This window comes from Erythrobacter sp. JK5 (assembly GCF_018205975.1).
Taxonomy (GTDB): domain Bacteria; phylum Pseudomonadota; class Alphaproteobacteria; order Sphingomonadales; family Sphingomonadaceae; genus Erythrobacter.
In genome coordinates, this window is sequence record NZ_CP073577.1 from 801,103 (window position 1) to 818,303 (window position 17,201).

The following is a 17,201-nucleotide window of genomic DNA, read 5'->3' on the forward strand; positions in this document are numbered from 1 at the left end:
CGGGTCGAGGGCAGCTTCTGCGGATGGTCACGCGCGCACTCCTCGCTTTCGGCATGGCGGCTTTTCTCGCCTCGCCGATCCCTGCCGAGGATGCGGTGCCGGCGGCCAATCCCAATCAGCCGCCGCCGCATACGCTGCCGTTTCCAAACCTTGGAACCGGAGAGAGCTACGAAGAAGCGCTGGCGAGTTTTGCGCTCGGGCCGCAGATGCAGCGCGGGCTCAGTGCAGCGCAGATTCTCGAACAGCGCGAGCGGCTCGATACCGCGCTTGCCAAGCTCCAGCCGCAGCGGCCCGGCACGGTCGATGCCTATGTCCTCACCATCGCACTCGACAGCGATCCGGTCTTTGCCCGTGAAGCGCGCGAGGCGGGACGGGTGCTGGCGCGCCGCTATGACGGGGCGGGGCGCACGCTGACGCTCGCCGGGCCGGACGGGCACCGCAACGAATTGCCGCACGGTTCGATCGACGCGCTGATAATCAGCCTGGCGACAATCGCCGCGCTGATGGACCGGGAGGAAGATGTGCTGGTGGTCTACACCACCAGCCATGGGCTCGATCTCGGGCTCGCCTATCACTACGGGGACACCGGTTACGGCATTCTCAGCCCGGAACGGTTCGGCGCGGTGCTCGAGGAGCTCGGCATCGAGCGACGCCTGCTCATCCTCAGCGCGTGTTACTCGGGCGTCTTCATTCCGGCGCTGGCCAGCGCCGATACCGCCATCCTGACGGCGGCGGCGGGCAACCGCACCTCGTTCGGCTGCGAAGCGGAGAACGACTGGACGTTTTTCGGCGACGCGCTGATCAACCGCGCGCTGCGCCAGCCGCAGGGCCTGTCCGATGCCTCGAGGTCGGCGCACCGCTTCGTGGCCGGATGGGAGGCCGAGCGCGGGCTGCTCGCCTCGCTGCCGCAGACCGTCATCGGCGACAACGTGGAACAGTGGCTCGCCGCCCTTGAAGCGCGGATGCCGACCAGCGCCACCGAGCCGGTCGGTCGCCCGGCCGCCGAGTAGGCGAGTTGCGATGAAACAGGACCGGGCAGAAGCGGCCGCCTGCGACAGGGCGGCGGTGCACCGGCGGTTGCGCTCGAAACGCCAGTTTCTCCTGCGCGCCAGCTCGGCATTTCTGGTGTCGTGCTTCGGCCTGGGGGTGGTCGCGTTGCTGACGCCGATCGTCCTGCCGCTGATCGCGGCCGAACCGAGCCCCACGATCAGCCATTTCTACCACGACCCGGTCGCCGGCGATGTCTTCGTCGGCATGCTCAGCGCGACGGGAGTGTTCCTGTTCTTCTTCCAGGGCTTGTCCAGGATCGAAAACGCGCTGCTGTCTGCCGCAGGGATCTTCCTGCTGCTGGTCGTGTTTGTGCCGGTGGCACCGGAGACATGCACCGATCCGGCGTTCAACTGGCACGGTGCGTTCGCGCTGATGTTTTTCGCCTGCCTTGCGGTGGTCGCGATCTTCTTCGCCAAGAACCGGCTCGAACATATCGAGGAGCCCTCGCTGCGCACCCGGATCCGGCATGCCTACAATCTGGCAGGGCTGGTCATGATTCTCGGCCCCGCCACGGCCTTCGCGATCCACCAGTCCAGCGGGGTACAATGCTCGGACTGGATCTACCGCGCCGAAGCGGTGGCGACACTGGGGTTTGCGTTGTTCTGGTTCACCAAGACCTTCGAGTACAAGAAGCTCATGGGCCTCAATTTCACGCGGTTGCTGGTCAACATGGTATCGCTGCGATAGCGCTATTCGCCCGGTTCGCCGGCGCGCCTTGCCTCGATGATCGTGACCGGTTGGGCCAGCATCTGCCCTTTCATCCAGCCTTCGCCCTTGTCGGGATCGACCGGCGAGGTGTGGATCGCCTCGACCACTTCCATGCCGTCGATCACGTAGCCGAACACTGCATAGCCGTGCTTCCACACCGGATCGTCGGAATCGGGCTGCGCGTCGAGCCCGGTCTGGTCCTGCACCATGATCGAGAAATCACCATTGGCGGTTCCCGGTTCGCCCATTGCCATCGAGAGCGCGCCGCGCGTGTGGCTCAGACCGGTGACATTGGTCGGCTCGTGGGCGATGCCGGGCAGCACGCGCTCGGGGTCCCATTGCGTTCCGCCCTGGATCAGCCCGTTGGGGTGCGGCTCCCAGTCGAGCGTCATCGCGCGGTAGAACACCGTCCCGTCGAGCCGCCCTTCGTCGACATAGCGCAGGAAGTTCGCGGCGGTGATCGGTGCGCGTTCGGTCTCGAGCGCAACGGTAATCGCGCCGCGATCGGTTTCGAGCACCACGTCGACGGTTTCGTGGGGGACCGGCTCGGTTGAGTCGGCAGGCGCGGAGCCTTCAGGCCCGGCCTGCGCGGCAACCAGCGTGAGCGGCGCGAGAATGGCAGCGATCGGAGTCATTCGCCGGAGCATATCGGGCGTTCGTCGAAGCGCAAGCGCTGCGGCGATCCATTCATCCGGGCTTAATGTTTACAGACGTAGTCGATATGACTACAGACGTAATCAGAGAGGTGGGAGGTTCTCTTGACCAGTCCGAACTACTCCGATCCCGAACGCAACCAGCCCGACCGGATCAGCGAGGCCGAGCACGCCGTCATGGAAGTGCTGTGGGATCGCGGAACGCTTTCGGCCACCGAAGTCTGCGATGCGGTCTGCCAGCAGCGCGACTGGAGCCTCGCGACGGTCAAGACCCTGCTGTCGCGTCTCGTCCAGAAACGGGCGATCGCCACCCGGCCCGACGGGCGCCGGTTTCTCTACAGTCCGCTGATTGCCCGCGCCGATTACGTCGGCGGGGAATCGCGCCGCCTGGTCGATCGCCTGTTCGGTGGCAAGGCCGCTTCGCTGGTCGCGCACCTCGCCGAAACCGAAGCCTTGAGCGATGACGACCTGGCCGAGATCGCGGCGCTGCTGAAGGAGCTCAAGCAATGACCGAGTGGCTCCTCGACACGTTGGCATGGACCGCCGTCCTGATCGGGGTGGTGCTGCTGCTCCGCCGTCCAGTCTCGCGGTGGTTCGGTCCGCAAGCCGCCTATGCGCTCTGGGCGCTGCCGGTCCTGCGCCTGATCCTGCCCCCGATCCAATTGCCGGCCTGGCTTGCTCCGCAGCCTGGCCTCGAAGCGGGATCGACCGCCACGATTTTCCAGATCCACGACCCTGCCACTCCAGTTGCGACGACAGAGGCTGCTGCGGGATCGATGGATGCGGCGACCGGTGCAGCCATGCCGATTACCCCCCAGACCCTGTTCGATGCCGCTCCGTGGTTCGACGCGGGGCTGGTGGTGTGGCTCACCGGCGCCGCAGTTTTTCTCTACCTGCGGTTTTCCGCATACTTCCGGCTGCGCGGCGAGTTGCTCGAACAGGCGCGCGAAGTGGGCCGGGCGGGACGGGTGCGACTGGTCGAAACTCCGGGCACGCAGGCCCCGCTTGCTTTCGGAGTCGTCGACAAGGTGATCGCACTCCCGACCGGTTTCATGGCCCGGCCCGATCGCAGGGCGCGCGACCTCGCGCTGGCGCACGAACTGGCGCACCATCGCGGGCGCGATCTTCTGATCAATGTCGCGGTGCAGCCGCTGTTTGCGATCCACTGGTGGAACCCGCTCGGTCGATACGGTTGGCTGGCGCTGCGCCGCGATCAGGAGGCCGCGTGCGACGCGCGGGTCATGGCAAGCAAGCCTGCGGATGAACGCGCCGCCTATGCCAGTCTTATCGCCAGCTTTGCCGCCGGTCCCAACGTCGCTCTCGCCGCGCCGATGGCCTGCCCCGTGCTGGGCGAGAAATCGATCATCCACCGTCTGAGGAGCTTGACCATGTCCGACCATTCCCCCCGCCGCCGCATGGCCGGGCGCGTGCTGCTGGGCGCGGCGGTGCTGGCGCTGCCGCTCACCGCGTCGATCAGCTACGCCGAAAGCCAGGCTCCCGTGCCGCCCGCACCGCCAGCCGCGCCCGATGTGAGCATCGCTCCCCCTGCGCCTCCGGCACCGCCGGCGCCGCCCGAACCCGTGCTGGTCGAAACGATCGTGACGGTCGACGCGAGCGACGAGGGCGATGCCGTTCGCGACGACGAAGGCACCGTCACTGAAACGTGGGAGACCGATGCGGGAGCGGATGGTCAGGTGACGAAGAAGCGCGTCGAGAAGATCGAGATCGTCAGCCGGGGAGACAAGCTGAGCAAGAAGGAACGCGAAGCGATGATGGAAGACCTTCGTGCCGGGCTCGCCGAAGCCGATCGTGCGATCAGGGACGTGCCGAAAATCGTCGATGAAGCCATGGCCGAGGCGTATTCGCAGTCTGGCCAATCCGGGCGCACCGTTGTCAGGATGGAGTGCCGCGGTAATGGCGATGAAGCGACTCACGTCGAGATCACCGAGGGACAGAACCGGACGGTATTCCTCTGCCAGACCCGCGTGATGGCGCAAGCGCTCAACGGCCTCAAGGAGGCGCGCAAGGCCATCGCAAAGGACCGCGAAATGACCCGGCAGATGCGCAGGGACGTGCTCGAAACCCTGGATCGCCAGATCAAGGAATGGGAAAGCCAGCAGGCCGAATGGCGGTCCGTTTCCTGACGGCGCTCCGCTTGCAAGGTCATACGGCGGGCGCGGAAACGCGCTCGCCGTCGTCGTATGGAGGTTCATAAGGAATTCATTTCGTCGCTCACAAAGCACGTTTCATCGTATCGATAGGAGGACGAACGATGTCAGGTGAGCGAAGCCCCGGAATGAAACTGTTACTCGTCGGATTGGTCGGAGCACTGCTGATCATTCCGCTCGCGATGGTCTATTGGCTGGTCAGCGACCGCCAGCACCAGGCCCGCATTGCCCAGGATTCCATCACTGCGGGATGGGCCGGGCCCCAGGTGGTCTCCGGCCCGGTGCTGGTCGTACCCTACACCGTAACCCGCGTGAGCAATGAGGAAGTGGACGGTCGCGCCGTCACCCGCCGGATCGAAAGCCGGGAGCTGCTCTACATTTCGCCCAGCGAACAGTCGCTGGAAACAGAAATCGACCCGGAGGTGCGCTCACGGGCGCTCATCCATCAATCGGTCGTCTACGACGCCGCAATCAGCGGATCGGCGCGGTTCGCAATGCCCGACGATCTCGACCGGCTCGGCATCGAGCGGGACCGGTTGCTGCTCGACGAAGCATCGGTGCAGTTGCAGATTTCCGACCCGCGCGGGCTGCAGACCGATGCGCGCATCGCACTCGGCGGCGAGCAACTCGCGCTGCGGCCGGGTCTCGGCAACAGCCAGTCGGGCACCGGCGTGCACGCCTTTCTCGATTGGAGCGAAGGCGGCGATGTGGTGCTCGATTTCGCCTATGCGCTGCGCGGCAGCAGCGCGTTCAGCATGATCCCTCGCGGTGAGGAGAGCAATTTCACCGTGCGATCCAGCTGGCCGCATCCGAGCTTTTCGGGCGGTTTCCTGCCCGGCGACAACGATCGTGAAATCGGCCCCGACGGGTTCAACGCCAGCTGGTCGATCTCGAACCTTGCGCTCGGCCAGTCGCTCGTCAGCACCGCGCCGCCAGTGCTGCCGGTGGCCTATGGGGACCCGGCCGATCTCCGTTACTACGACGAAGCGGCTGAAACCGAAGGCGAAATCGCGACGATCCGCCTGATGGAGCCGGTCGATCTCTACAAGCGGGTGGAACGCTCGCTCAAATACGGGTTTCTGTTCATCGGGTTCACGTTTCTCGCCTTCTTCATGTTCGATATCGTCGCGGGTGCGCGGGTCGCCTCGGCAGAATACCTGCTGACCGGGGCGGGGCTGATCCTGTTCTTCGTCATGCTGCTGGCGTTCGCGGAGATGATCGGGTTTGCGCTGGCCTATATCGTCGCGAGCGGCGCCATTATCGGCCTGTTGACCAGTTACAGCGCGGCCGTGCTCGCGAGCTGGAAGCGGGCGCGGATCATCGGCGGATTGCTGGTCGGGCTCTATGCAGTGCTTTACGTCCTGCTCAACCTCGAAGCCTGGTCGCTGGTGATCGGATCGCTGATGCTGTTCTTTGCACTTGCCGGCGTGATGTATGCGACCCGCAACATCGAATGGTCGAAGGTCAGCCTGGGTGACGGGGCGGGCGACCCCGATCGGTTGCGGGACGGCGGATCGGTTCCCGTCTGACGCGGGCGACCGGTTACTGGAAAAGGCCGGGGCGGTCGGTGGACCGTCCCGGCCTCTTGCCGTGCACTATTCGCTCGGGGGTGCGGGTTTCGGTCGCGCCGGATACTGGCATCCGCGCTCCTGCCCCAGGCCCTTGAGATAACCGCGACGAACCATCCCGGCGGTCGCGGCGGCGCGCAGCTTGCGTTCGTCCCCGGCGGCACCCGAGACTTCGCGCACGATGCCGCGGAACGGGATCAGCGATCCGACCAGCCCCTGTGCGATCTTGCCTTCGCTCAGCCCGGTATCGCTCTCGCCGACCAGATCGTAATCCGGGCCGAGCGCCTGATCGATCGCGGCGATCTGCACCACGATATCGTTGCAGGTGACCAGCCCCTCCGAGACGTAGGGGCCCTGCGCAGCGGAGACCAGGACCTCGGGAATGTCCTCGCCGACGATATTGAGATCGGTGAGCGGCGTGCGCGCCACGTCCATCGCATCGGGCTCTTCCTGCTGAACCTGCGCCAGCGAGGGCTGCGCGGTGGCGAGCGCCCCGGCTAACGCCAGCGGTCTAGCCAGCCTCGAAATACACATCGCATGACGATCCATCGGCACTCTCCAATCCGCGCCGCAGCGCTTCCGCGCGCTGCTGGCTGGTTCCGTGAGTAAAGTTCTCGGGGTTGATCCGCTGGCCCGCGCGACGCTGCAACGTATCGTCGCCGATCGCGCTTGCGGCCCGCAAACCCTCCTGCATGTCGCCCGGTTCGATCAGGCGGGCGTTTTTCCCGGCCCACACGCCGGCATAGCAATCCGCCTGCAGTTCCATGCGCACCTGCAAGTCATTGGCGCGCGAGGGGTTGCGTTGCTGGATGCTGCGCACCTGCCCTGCGATCCCGGTCAGGTTCTGGATATGATGCCCGTACTCATGCGCGAGCACGTAATACCGGGCAAAGTCTCCGCCCGCTCCCATCTGCCGCGCCATCGTGTCATAGAATGCGGTGTCGATATAGATCGTATTGTCGGCCGGGCAGTAAAACGGCCCTGCGGCGGACGATGCGCTGCCGCAGCCGTTGGTATTCACCGGCCCGGAGGGATACAGCCGCAAGGTCGGGTCTTCGAAACGCACGTTGGCCCGCGCAAACACCGGGGACCAGGTTTCGTTGAGGCTGGTAAGCGCGTTGCACGCCTCGGTGGCGTAGGGCCCGCTGGTGCAGACCTGCTCTTCGGTCAGGCCGCCGGGCTGCGACTGGGTCTGGGTTTGGGGCTGAGACCCCTCGATCATGCCGATCGTCTGCATCGGGTCGACCCCGAATACCAGTGCCGCGATCAGCGCGATCACGATCGTGCCGCAGCCGATTCCGCCGGCCCGGCGCACGCCGCCGCGTCCGCCCTGGACCTTGATCTTCGATGTATCGAACCGGTTTAGCCGCACCCGCGTTTCCTCCTCTGTTTCCGCACGTACACCTGGTTGTCCGAAAGCTATTTGCTGGACAGGGAGCGATCGCGCGGCGAAAGCGTTGGTGTAGGGAAACCTGAAGGAGTTGGCGATGTTCCTCAAGGGAAAGCGTGCATTGGTCACCGGATCGACCTCGGGGATCGGCTTGGCGATTGCGCGCGCACTTCACGAGGAAGGTGTTGAAATCGTGTTGAACGGCCTCGGCAACCCGGCCGAGATCACGAAGCTGGTCGGCGAACTGGAGGCGCAGTTTCACGGCGCAAACCTGCTCGACCCGCAGGAAATCGAAGCGATGATGCGCGAAATCGGCCCGGTCGATATCCTCGTCAACAATGCCGGGATGCAGCACGTTGCGCCGGTCGAGGATTTCCCGCCCGAAAAATGGGATGCGATCATCGCGCTTAATCTGACGGCGGCGTTTCACACCACGCGGTTTGCGATTCCGGCGATGAAGAAAGCGGGCTGGGGCCGGATCATCAACACCGCGAGCGCGCATTCGCTGACCGCGTCGCCGTTCAAGAGCGCCTACAACGCCAGCAAGCATGCCATTGCCGGGTTCACCAAGACGATCGCGCTCGAACTGGCGCAGACCGGAGTAACGGCGAATTGCATTTCGCCCGGCTATGTCTGGACCCCGCTGATCGAAGGACAGATCCCCGATACGATGGCGGCGCGCGGGCTCACCCGCGAGCAGGTGATCAACGATGTGCTGCTCGCCAAGCAGCCAACCAAGAAATTCGTCCAGCCCGAGGAAGTCGGCGCGCTGGCGGTGTTCCTGTGCCGCAAGGAAGCTGGCAACGTGACGGGGGCCAACTGGAGCATCGACGGGGGCTGGACGGCCGAATGACCCGACTGGGGGCGCATACGGCACTGGCGATTGCGGCGCTGCTGGCGCTTGCGGGATGCGCGCGCGGTCCGCTCGGCTCCGTGCCGGTCTCGGAGCGTGCGGCGATAGAAACGCGCCTGATGCGCGACATCGCCGTTCTGGCGAGCGACGAGTTTGGCGGACGCCGACCCGGGACGCTCGGCGAAGAACGGACGGTCGCCTACATCACTCAGGAAATGCAGGCCGCGGGCCTTGTTTCGGGAACCAACGATCCAGGCAGTCCGTGGCGCGCTGCGGTCGAACTGGTCAGCTCCGAACCGGCCACGAGCCGCATTGTCCTGCGCCGCGGGCGTCGCGAATTCGATCTGACCGCGGAGACCTCGGCAGCCTTTACCTCGAGCCGCAGGGCGCTCGTCGAAGCGGCCGACATGGTGTTCGTCGGGCGGCTCGGTTACGAAGCGCCGGACGAGCTTATCACCGGCAAGGTCGTCGTGATGCTCGGGGAACCGGGGTCGAGTCCGGCCCGGCGCCGCAACCTGTTCGACAAGAACCCGGCAGCCATCATCACTGTCGTCGACAATGCCGAGGCGATCGCCAGCACGCGCCAGGCATTCGGCAGCGAGCGCTTCCTGCTCGCCAGCGAAGAGGAACCGAGGCTCAGCGCCTTCGTGACGCGCGCCGCAATGGCGCAGGCGCTGAAGCCGGAGGTCTGGAACGAATTGCTGCAGCTGGCCGAAACCGAGGAATTCACGCCGCAACCGATCGCGTTGGCATCCACCATCGAAGCGACATCGGTGCGCCGCGAGTTCACCAGCTACAATGTGCTCGGGTTGCATCGCGGCCAGGTGCCGCAATCCGGCGCGGTGCTGTTGCTGGCGCACTGGGACCATCTCGGCGAATGCGGCGAGGCTGCGGCTCAGGACCGGCTGTGCAACGGGGCCGTCGACAACGCCAGCGGGATCGCTGTCATGCTCGAACTGGCCCGCAGGCTCGCGGCAGGCGGGCCGCACGATCGCGACATCTATGTGCTCGCGACCAGCGCCGAGGAAGCGGGCCTGCTCGGCGCCCGCGCGTTCATTGCCGACCCTCCGGTGCCGCTCGACAGTATCGTGGCGGCGTTCAACTTCGATACGGTCGCGCTCGCCCCCGCCGGCAGTCCGGTCGGCTTCGTGGGGGAAGGGCGCACGCCGCTTGATGAGGTGATCCTGCAGACAATGGCCGAAGGCAAACGCAGCCTCGGCAATCGCGAATTCGCGGAAACCTTCGTGCAGCGGCAGGATGGCTGGGCGCTCCTCGAACAGGGGGTGCCCGCCGTAATGCTGTCGACTGCATTCGGTTCGGAAATCGTGCTCGGCCCGTTTCTCGAACGCGACTATCATCGACCCAGCGACGAGATCGGAGCGATCGAACTGGGCGGGGCGATCGACGATCTGTTGCTCCACGAGGCGCTGGTCCGCCGGATCGCCGATACCAAGACCTTTCCCGGCGGCGGCGGATAGCCTCCCTCGATCCCCTAGCGCTGGGGCGAAAGCGCGATTACATGGGCCGCCACGATTCTCCCCGCTGAAGACATGAAAGTGGCGCATATGGACATCCCTCTCGGCCTTACATTCGACGACGTGCTGCTGCGTCCGGCCGAAAGCAACGTCCTGCCGTCGATGGCGGATACCTCGACGCGGCTGACCCGGGCGATCGCGCTGAACATTCCGATCCTGTCGGCTGCCATGGACACCGTGACCGAAGCCGACATGGCGATCGTGATGGCGCAGCTGGGCGGGATCGGCGTGTTGCACCGCAATCTCGATATCGAGGAGCAATGCGCCGCGGTCCGCACGGTCAAGCGCTTCGAAAGCGGGATGGTGGTCAATCCGATCACCATCCGCCCGGATGCGGTTCTGGGCGATGCCGAAGCGCTGATGGCGCAGCACCGGATCAGCGGAATCCCGGTGACCGATGGCGACGGCAAGCTGGTCGGCATCCTGACCAATCGCGACGTCCGCTTCGCCGACAATCCGCGACAGCCGGTGCGCGAGCTGATGACCACCAAGGACCTCGCGACCGTACCGCTCGGCACTTCGCAGGAAGAGGCGCGCCGCCTGCTTCACCAGCGCCGGATCGAAAAGCTGCTAGTGGTCGATGACGATTACAAATGCATCGGGCTGATTACCGTCAAGGACATCGAAAAGGCGGTGACCTACCCGAAGGCGACCAAGGACGAAGCCGGACGGCTGCGCGTTGCGGCGGCGACAACGGTGGGCGACAAGGGATTCGAGCGGACCGAGGCGCTGGTCGAGGCGGAGGTCGATGTCGTGATCATCGACACCGCTCACGGTCACAATATGGATGTGGCGAGAGCGGTCGAGCGGGCCAAGAGCCTGTCCAATTCGGTGCAGGTCATCGCCGGCAATGTCGCCACTGCCGAAGCGACCCGCGCGCTGATCGATGCCGGGGCGGATGCGGTCAAGGTCGGGATCGGGCCGGGCTCGATCTGCACCACGCGGGTCGTCGCCGGGGTCGGCGTGCCGCAGCTGACCGCCGTGATGGAAAGCGCGGCGGAGGCTGCAAAGTCGAACATTCCGGTGATCGCCGATGGCGGACTGCGCACCAGCGGCGACGTGGCCAAGGCGCTTGCTGCGGGCGCTTCGTGCGTGATGGTCGGATCGATGCTGGCCGGAACCGCGGAGAGCCCGGGCGAGGTATTCCTCTATCAGGGGCGCACCTACAAAGCCTATCGCGGCATGGGCAGCGTCGGCGCGATGGCGCGCGGCAGCGCCGATCGTTATTTCCAGCAGGATGTTTCGGCGCTCAAGCTGGTTCCCGAAGGGATCGAGGGCCAGGTGCCGTTCAAGGGTGCAGCAGCCGACGTGGTTCACCAGCTGGTTGGCGGGGTGAAGGCGGCGATGGGCTACACCGGTTCGGCCACCATCCCCGATCTGCAGGAGCGCGCGCAATTCGTGCGGATCACCAATGCCGGCCTGTCCGAAAGCCACGTTCATGACGTGGCTATCACCCGCGAGGCACCCAATTATCCGACACGCTAGGTCATGACGCCGGCCGCGCGGGTGCAGGCCGCGATCGAGTTGCTCGATGCGATCATCGATGCCGCAAAGCACGAAGGTGCCCCGGCTGATCGCTTGATCGCCGAGTGGGCGCGCAACAATCGCTATGCTGGCAGCAAGGATCGGCGCGCGGTGCGCGAACTGGTCTATTCCGCCATTCGCGTCTGTGGCCCGGTGCCGGAAAGCGGACGGGCCGCGATGGGCGCGCTCGGTGCGGCAGCGCCGGAGACCGAGCACATTCTCCAGCTTTTCGATGGTTCGAATTATGGGCCTGCGCCGCTCGCATCGGGAGAAGTGCTCGCCGAACCCGGTATCGCGCCGGGCTGGCTTGTCGAACGTTTCGCCGCGTCCGGGATCGTGGGCGACGCGCTTGAGGCGCTGATGGAGCGCGCCCCGCTCGACATCCGGGTCAATGCGCTCAAGGCCGACCGCGCGACCATCGATCTGCCCGAGCAGGGCGAGCCGCTCGCCGCGCCGCAGGCGCTGCGGTTCGATTCGGGCACGCAGGTCGAACAATGGCCGGCATGGCGCGACGGGCTGATCGAGGTGCAGGACCTCGGCAGCCAGATCGCCTGCGAGGCGATGCCGGTTCGGGAGAGCGATCTTGTGATCGACCTGTGCGCCGGGGCGGGTGGCAAGACCCTCGCGCTCGCCGCGCGTTCGGGGAACGCCGCCACACTGGTTGCCGCCGATACGGATGCGCGGCGGCTCGGCAATCTCGCTCCCAGAGCCCTGCGGGCAGGCGCGCAGATCGCCAGCACGGTGCTGCTGAATCCCGGCCAGGAGCTCGAAGCGCTCGCCGAATGGCACGGCAAGGCCGATCTCGTGCTGGTCGATGCCCCGTGTTCCGGGACCGGGACCTGGCGGCGCAAGCCCGAGGCGAAATGGCGGCTGACACCCGATCGGCTCGATCGGTTTGCCGCCTTGCAGGACCGACTGCTGGATATCGCGAGCCGCCTGGTCCGCCTGGGCGGACGGATCGGATACGTCACCTGCTCGCTCCTCGATCAGGAAGGCGCAGACCGGGTTGCCGCATTTCTCGCGCGCAACGCGGGATGGCAATCTGAAACCGGCGATTTGCCGCTCGGCAGGCCGCACGGCGCAGGAATGCGGCTCGATCCGTTCCACGACGGTACGGACGGCTTTTTTATCGCCATCCTGCGTTCATCGTGATAGCCATACAGGCTATGGCTAAGCCTTCTCTGCCCCGGCTTGCTGACACCAAGGAGCTTATCATGCGTTTCGCGCCCGCTGCCGCCGCCCTGTCGCTGTTGCTGGCAACCACGGCCAGCGTGACGATCGCACAGGACAGCGAACCCGATCCGCGCGCCGCCGCGCTGATCGTGCAGGGACAGGCTGCGCTCAAGGCTGGCGACACGCAGGCGGCGATCGACGCTTACGAAGCGGCGCTGGCTGTCGATCCGGGCTACACGCCGATCTTCCTCGAACTGGCCGAAGCCGCACGGCAAGACGGGTTGCAGGGCAAGGCGATCCGCTACTACCGCGAAGCGCTGGACCGCGATCCGGGCAATTTTGCCGCGATTTCGGGCGAAGGCGCGGCGCTGGTCGAAAAAGGCGCGCTGGAAAAGGCCAAGCGCAACCTCGCCCGGCTCCAGAGCCTGTGCGGTTCGAACTGCCCCGAAACACTGGCGTTGCAGACTACGATCGCGGCAGGCCCGCCTGCGCGTCTTGCGGCGGATACCCCGGAAACGACTCCGGCGAGCAACTGAGCGCCCGCGCTCAGATCAGATCGAGAAATTCGTCGACGAGCGCGCGGTAGACATCGCGTTTGAACGGCACGATCAGGTCGGGCAGCGCCAGCGGATCGACCCATCGGTAGGCATTGAATTCCGGCGGGTCGTGCGCTTCGAGGTCGATATCGGCATCGCTGCCGAGGAACCGGCCGAGAAACCAGTGCTGCTCCTGGCCGCGATACTTCCCTTTCCACGCCACGCCGAGCAGGTCGGGCGGCAGGTCGTAATGCAGCGGAGCCGGTGTTTTCGCGATCACTTCGACCAGAGCTTCGGCGATGCCGGTTTCTTCCGCCAGTTCGCGCAAAGCTGCGTCGCGCACCTCCTCGCCGGGATCGATCCCGCCCTGCGGCATCTGCCAGAATCCATGCGTTCTCGGGTCTATCCGCTGACCGACAAAGACGCGCCGATCCGAATTGACCAGCATGAACCCGGCGCAGGGACGGTAGGGGAGGTCGTTCATCCGGTCAGGCTCCCAGTGTGCATTTCATCGCGGCGATGACCCGCTCGAGATCGGCCTGCGTACTCGGAACCGCGCCGCGCAGGTTGGTGAAGGAGTGGGTGACGCCCTCGATTTCCATGAAGCTGAAGCTGCATCCCGCGTCCGCCAGCGCCTTGGCATAATCGCGCCCCGAATCGCGGATCGGATCGAGACCGGCGGTGACGAGAACGGTTGGCGGGGCCGTCGAATGATCGCCGAGGATCGGCATCGCCCGCGGATCGCTGCGGTCGGGCGCATAGGCGGCATCGAAGAACTCCACCGCCGCCTTGGACAAGACGTAGCCTTCGGCGAATTCCTCGAGGCTGGATGAGCCGAAGGCGTCGCTGGCGAGCGGGAAGATCGGGACCTGCAGCACGACCGGCACGGCGGCGGGATCGGCGGCCAGTTGCTGCCCGACCACGATGGTCGCATTCCCGCCCGCGCTATCGCCGATGGTGACGATCCCGGTCGCCTCGCGGCCCAGTTCGACGGGCGAGGAGGCAATCCAGCGCGTCGCCGCCTCGCAATCCTCGATCGCGGCGGGGAAGGGCGCTTCGGGCGCCCGGCGGTAATCGACCGCGACCAGCGGCAGGTCCATCAGCGCGGCGATCTCGGTGCACAGATTGTGATGCGTTTCGAGGTCACCGATCACGAACCCGCCGCCGTGGTAGAACACGATCACGGGCGCCGGATCGCGGGTTTCGCGGGCATCGTAGAGCCGCAGCGGAATGTCGCCCGCCGGTCCGGGACACGCGAGATCGCGGATCACCGCCAGTTCGCGCGCCGGTCGGTCGGCTATCCCGTGCAAGGCGACATAGCTGGCACGCGCTTCTTCCAGCGTCATGTCGGCGATCGCCGGACCTTCCATCGCCGCCAGCGCATCGAGAAAAGCCTTCATGTCCGGGCGGATAAACGGCGTGTCGCTCATTCGGTGGTGTTTCCTGTGTCGCGTTTTGACGGACCTATGCACCATCGCTAAGCGCCAGAAAACAAGGAACGTAAATGGACAACATCACGCACAGTTTGGTCGGGGCGGTACTCGGGCAGGCTGGCCTCAAGAAAAAGACCGGCCTTGCCATGCCCGCGCTGATCATCGGCGCGAACCTGCCCGATGTCGATGCGGCGTGCTTTTTCTGGCTGGAGGGCACCGAGCATCTCGGCTTTCGGCGCGGGATCACGCATGGGCCGCCGGCGATGGTGTTGTTGCCGCTGATTCTCGCAGGGCTGCTGTGGGCTTTCGACCGCTGGCAGGAGAAGCGCGGCCAAGGTCGGTTTGGGCGGCCCGAGGGGCGGCTGCCGGTGAACTTCAAATGGCTGTTCCTGTTGAGCTTCATCGGCTGCCTGAGTCACCCGGCGCTCGACTGGCTCAATGTTTACGGCATCCGGTTGCTGGAGCCGTTCTCGTCGCAATGGTTCTACGGCGACACGCTGTTCATCATCGATGTGTGGCTGTGGGCGCTGTTGATCGGGAGCGTTTGTTGGTCGCTTCGGAGTGAGAAACGTGGCGGGAATTGGACGCGGCCTGCATGGGTGGGGATTGCTGGCGGATTGGCGTATATCGGGATGAATGGGTTGATCTCGGCTAGCGCGTCTGAAGATGCCAATCGGGCTGCACAAGCGACTGATTTTCTCGAGCATGGGCACGCAATTATCGCGAGCCCGGTTCCTCTCGCCTTCTGGGAGCGGGAGACGATCTACTCTTCTGCGTTGCTCATTGAGGACTTCAGCGCTGCCACTTGGAAGGTCGGCAATTGGTCTTTCTTCGGCGGAATGGCCGGCGAGGTCATTCTTCCCGTTCGCCCCTGCAACTGGGCTGGTTTGGAAGAGCAACGTCGTACCAACCCCCAACTCGACGCCTTCCTCTTCTGGTCGCGCGCACCGTTCGCGACGCGGGCGGAGGATGGCTCGGTTGTCCTCCACGATGCCCGCTTCTACGACCCTCGGGCGCGGGATCGGTTCTCCGTCGCTCTGCCCGATGTCGAATGCGAGGAACTTCCAGTTCCCTGAACCGTCATTGCGAGGAGCAACGCGGAGTCGAAGACGGCCCGGAGGGCCACCGGGCAATCCAGAGCCCTAAGCGCGATCCTCTCTGGATTGCCGCGGCGACTGCGTCGCCTCGCAATGACGATGGGAGTGGGGTGGTAAATGCCTGAAACACAAATCGTCTGGCTGCGACGCGATCTGCGCGTGGCGGACAATCCTGCGCTGTATCACGCGGCCAAGGCCGGTCCAGTGGTCGCGGTCTATGTGCTCGACGACGATTCACCAAAGCACCACAAAATGGGCGGCGCTTCGCGGTGGTGGTTGCATCATTCGCTCGCGAGCCTGCAAAAGAGCTTCGGCCGGCGCAACGCCAGGATCGTCCTCAGGCGCGGTGATGCAGTCGGGGAGCTGCTCAAGATTGCGAAGGAAACCGGCGCGACGACGATCCATGCGAACCGTCACTACGAGCCATGGTGGCTCAAGGCGCAGGGTAAGTTGAAAGACGAACTCGACCTCAAGCTCTACGACGGCAACTACCTGTTCCCGGCGGGCCACGTGACCACCGGATCGGGCGATCCGTACAAGATCTACACCCCGTTCTACAAAGCGATGCGGCAGGAGTTTCCTCCGCGCGACGTGCTGCCGGAACCCGAAACGCTGTCCTCGCCCGATAGTTGGCCCGCAAGCGATGATCTGGATGACTGGCACCTGCTTCCCACCAATCCGGACTGGTCGGGCGGGATCGCAGAGTTCTGGAATGTCGGTGAAGCGGCAGCGCACGAACGGCTCGACGCGTGGAAAGACGATGTCGGCGACTACGAGGCAAAGCGCAATCTGCCCTCGGTCGACTGCTCCTCGCGTATGTCACCGCACCTGCATTTCGGCGAAATTACCCCGGTGCAAATCTGGCATGCATTGAAGCACAAGCGCTCCGAGGGCTGGGACAGCTACGAAAGCGAGCTGGTGTGGCGCGATTATGCCGCCAACGTGATTTGCGAATTCCCGGCTTATGCGACCGAGAACTATCGCTCCGACTACGACGAGCTCGAATGGCGCGATCCGGACAACGACAAGCAAGCCGCCGAGGACCTCAAACGCTGGCAGAAAGGCCAGACCGGCTACCCGATCGTCGATGCCGGGATGCGCCAGCTGTGGCAGACCGGGTGGATGCACAACCGCGTGCGGATGATCACCGCGAGTTTCCTCATCAAGCACCTGCTGATCGACTGGCGCAAAGGCGAGCAGTGGTTCTGGGACTGCCTCGTCGATGCCGACTACGGATCGAACGCTGTCAACTGGCAGTGGAACGCGGGGACGGGGGTTGATTCCAACATGTTCAGCCGGATCATGGCTCCGCTGACCCAGTCGGAGAAGTTCGACGCGGCAGGCTATATCCGGGAGTACGTGCCCGAGCTCGCCGACCTTGACGAACCCTATATCCACGATCCCGAAGAGCATGGCTGCCTGCCGAGCGACTATCCGCCCAAGATGATCGCGCACAAGCAGGGCCGCGAACGGGCCTTGTCGGCCTACAGGGCGATGAAAGCGGGCTAGGAGC

At 65.2% G+C, this 17,201-nt stretch carries 17 protein-coding genes; 12 read left to right on the forward strand and 5 right to left on the reverse strand.

From position 1 onward, the window contains the following. Positions 1-23: 23 nt before the first annotated feature. Together KDC96_RS03890 and KDC96_RS03895 are read left to right on the forward strand one after the other, a co-directional pair. Positions 24-1,010 (forward strand): C13 family peptidase, encoded by a 987-nt coding sequence (locus KDC96_RS03890; protein WP_212450850.1) that lies wholly within the window; start codon positions 24-26, stop codon positions 1,008-1,010. A gap of 10 nt (positions 1,011-1,020) precedes the next feature. Next, positions 1,021-1,737, forward strand: a complete 717-nt coding sequence (locus tag KDC96_RS03895; protein WP_212450852.1) for a hypothetical protein — start codon at positions 1,021-1,023, stop codon at positions 1,735-1,737. A gap of 2 nt (positions 1,738-1,739) precedes the next feature. Here KDC96_RS03895 and KDC96_RS03900 read toward each other — a convergent pair whose 3' ends face one another. Then, a complete protein-coding gene (locus KDC96_RS03900; protein ID WP_249171910.1) occupies positions 1,740-2,393 on the reverse strand; it encodes a peptidylprolyl isomerase in 654 nt (217 codons plus the stop codon). Between the two features lie 123 nt (positions 2,394-2,516). Between KDC96_RS03900 and KDC96_RS03905 the strand changes: the two genes are divergently transcribed. The 3 genes from KDC96_RS03905 to creD all read left to right on the forward strand — a co-directional run bounded on the left by KDC96_RS03905 (position 2,517) and on the right by creD (position 6,108). Then, positions 2,517-2,921 (forward strand): BlaI/MecI/CopY family transcriptional regulator, encoded by a 405-nt coding sequence (locus tag KDC96_RS03905; RefSeq protein ID WP_256439035.1) that lies wholly within the window; start codon positions 2,517-2,519, stop codon positions 2,919-2,921. Continuing rightward, entirely contained in the window at positions 2,918-4,555 is a 1,638-nt protein-coding gene (locus KDC96_RS03910; protein WP_212450857.1) for a M56 family metallopeptidase, read from the forward strand. The genes KDC96_RS03905 and KDC96_RS03910 overlap by 4 nt, the downstream gene beginning before the upstream one ends. Before the next feature lie 152 nt (positions 4,556-4,707). After that, positions 4,708-6,108, forward strand: coding sequence for a cell envelope integrity protein CreD (gene creD / locus KDC96_RS03915; RefSeq protein WP_249171911.1), 1,401 nt, complete (start codon positions 4,708-4,710; stop codon positions 6,106-6,108). Between the two features lie 66 nt (positions 6,109-6,174). On the opposite strand, the gene KDC96_RS03920 is transcribed toward creD, so the two are convergent. Together KDC96_RS03920 and KDC96_RS03925 are read right to left on the reverse strand one after the other, a co-directional pair. Then, positions 6,175-6,681: a hypothetical protein gene (locus tag KDC96_RS03920; RefSeq protein ID WP_249171912.1), complete on the reverse strand. Its 507-nt coding sequence runs from the start codon at positions 6,679-6,681 to the stop codon at positions 6,175-6,177. Further along, positions 6,659-7,519, reverse strand: a complete 861-nt coding sequence (locus KDC96_RS03925) for a neutral zinc metallopeptidase (protein ID WP_212450861.1) — start codon at positions 7,517-7,519, stop codon at positions 6,659-6,661. Before KDC96_RS03925 ends, KDC96_RS03920 begins: the two co-directional genes overlap by 23 nt. Before the next feature lie 115 nt (positions 7,520-7,634). Here KDC96_RS03925 and KDC96_RS03930 point away from each other — a divergent pair, with 115 nt between their 5' ends. From KDC96_RS03930 to KDC96_RS03950, 5 genes are all read left to right on the forward strand, one after another. After that, positions 7,635-8,390 carry a 3-hydroxybutyrate dehydrogenase gene (locus KDC96_RS03930; RefSeq protein ID WP_212450862.1) on the forward strand — a complete coding sequence of 252 codons (756 nt, stop codon included), beginning with the start codon at positions 7,635-7,637 and terminating at the stop codon, positions 8,388-8,390. Continuing rightward, positions 8,387-9,868, forward strand: coding sequence for a M20/M25/M40 family metallo-hydrolase (locus KDC96_RS03935; protein ID WP_212450864.1), 1,482 nt, complete (start codon positions 8,387-8,389; stop codon positions 9,866-9,868). Before KDC96_RS03930 ends, KDC96_RS03935 begins: the two co-directional genes overlap by 4 nt. Positions 9,869-9,955: 87 nt before the next feature. Next, the gene (gene guaB / locus KDC96_RS03940) at positions 9,956-11,410 is read left to right on the forward strand and encodes an IMP dehydrogenase (protein ID WP_212450866.1); all 1,455 of its coding nucleotides are present in this window, start codon (positions 9,956-9,958) and stop codon (positions 11,408-11,410) included. Between the two features lie 3 nt (positions 11,411-11,413). Beyond that, entirely contained in the window at positions 11,414-12,601 is a 1,188-nt protein-coding gene (locus KDC96_RS03945; RefSeq protein WP_212450868.1) for an RsmB/NOP family class I SAM-dependent RNA methyltransferase, read from the forward strand. A 62-nt stretch (positions 12,602-12,663) separates the two neighbouring features. Beyond that, positions 12,664-13,158, forward strand: coding sequence for a lipopolysaccharide assembly protein LapB (locus KDC96_RS03950; RefSeq protein WP_249171913.1), 495 nt, complete (start codon positions 12,664-12,666; stop codon positions 13,156-13,158). 10 nt (positions 13,159-13,168) lie between these two features. Here the strand turns inward: KDC96_RS03950 and KDC96_RS03955 are convergent, their stop codons facing one another. Further along, positions 13,169-13,642: an RNA pyrophosphohydrolase gene (locus KDC96_RS03955; protein WP_212450872.1), complete on the reverse strand. Its 474-nt coding sequence runs from the start codon at positions 13,640-13,642 to the stop codon at positions 13,169-13,171. A gap of 4 nt (positions 13,643-13,646) precedes the next feature. Beyond that, positions 13,647-14,588: an alpha/beta hydrolase gene (locus tag KDC96_RS03960; protein WP_212450874.1), complete on the reverse strand. Its 942-nt coding sequence runs from the start codon at positions 14,586-14,588 to the stop codon at positions 13,647-13,649. Between the two features lie 74 nt (positions 14,589-14,662). Here KDC96_RS03960 and KDC96_RS03965 point away from each other — a divergent pair, with 74 nt between their 5' ends. Next, on the forward strand, positions 14,663-15,667 hold the full coding sequence (locus tag KDC96_RS03965) for a metal-dependent hydrolase (protein ID WP_212450876.1): 1,005 nt from the start codon (positions 14,663-14,665) through the stop codon (positions 15,665-15,667). A gap of 138 nt (positions 15,668-15,805) precedes the next feature. Next, complete coding sequence (locus KDC96_RS03970) at positions 15,806-17,197, forward strand: deoxyribodipyrimidine photo-lyase (RefSeq protein WP_212450878.1); 1,392 nt, start codon at positions 15,806-15,808, stop codon at positions 17,195-17,197. The last annotated feature ends 4 nt before the right edge of the window (positions 17,198-17,201 follow it).

Coding starts and splice junctions, on each gene's coding strand:
- KDC96_RS03910 (WP_212450857.1), top strand. CDS start 2,918: ATGACCGAGTGGCTCCTCGACACGTTGGCATGGACCGCCGTCCTGATC.
- KDC96_RS03945 (WP_212450868.1), top strand. CDS start 11,414: ATGACGCCGGCCGCGCGGGTGCAGGCCGCGATCGAGTTGCTCGATGCG.
- KDC96_RS03950 (WP_249171913.1), top strand. CDS start 12,664: ATGCGTTTCGCGCCCGCTGCCGCCGCCCTGTCGCTGTTGCTGGCAACC.
- KDC96_RS03895 (WP_212450852.1), top strand. CDS start 1,021: ATGAAACAGGACCGGGCAGAAGCGGCCGCCTGCGACAGGGCGGCGGTG.
- KDC96_RS03965 (WP_212450876.1), top strand. CDS start 14,663: ATGGACAACATCACGCACAGTTTGGTCGGGGCGGTACTCGGGCAGGCT.
- KDC96_RS03970 (WP_212450878.1), top strand. CDS start 15,806: ATGCCTGAAACACAAATCGTCTGGCTGCGACGCGATCTGCGCGTGGCG.
- KDC96_RS03900 (WP_249171910.1), bottom strand. CDS start 2,393: ATGACTCCGATCGCTGCCATTCTCGCGCCGCTCACGCTGGTTGCCGCG.
- KDC96_RS03930 (WP_212450862.1), top strand. CDS start 7,635: ATGTTCCTCAAGGGAAAGCGTGCATTGGTCACCGGATCGACCTCGGGG.
- KDC96_RS03920 (WP_249171912.1), bottom strand. CDS start 6,681: ATGTGTATTTCGAGGCTGGCTAGACCGCTGGCGTTAGCCGGGGCGCTC.
- KDC96_RS03890 (WP_212450850.1), top strand. CDS start 24: ATGGTCACGCGCGCACTCCTCGCTTTCGGCATGGCGGCTTTTCTCGCC.
- KDC96_RS03960 (WP_212450874.1), bottom strand. CDS start 14,588: ATGAGCGACACGCCGTTTATCCGCCCGGACATGAAGGCTTTTCTCGAT.
- KDC96_RS03935 (WP_212450864.1), top strand. CDS start 8,387: ATGACCCGACTGGGGGCGCATACGGCACTGGCGATTGCGGCGCTGCTG.
- guaB (WP_212450866.1), top strand. CDS start 9,956: ATGGACATCCCTCTCGGCCTTACATTCGACGACGTGCTGCTGCGTCCG.
- creD (WP_249171911.1), top strand. CDS start 4,708: ATGAAACTGTTACTCGTCGGATTGGTCGGAGCACTGCTGATCATTCCG.
- KDC96_RS03955 (WP_212450872.1), bottom strand. CDS start 13,642: ATGAACGACCTCCCCTACCGTCCCTGCGCCGGGTTCATGCTGGTCAAT.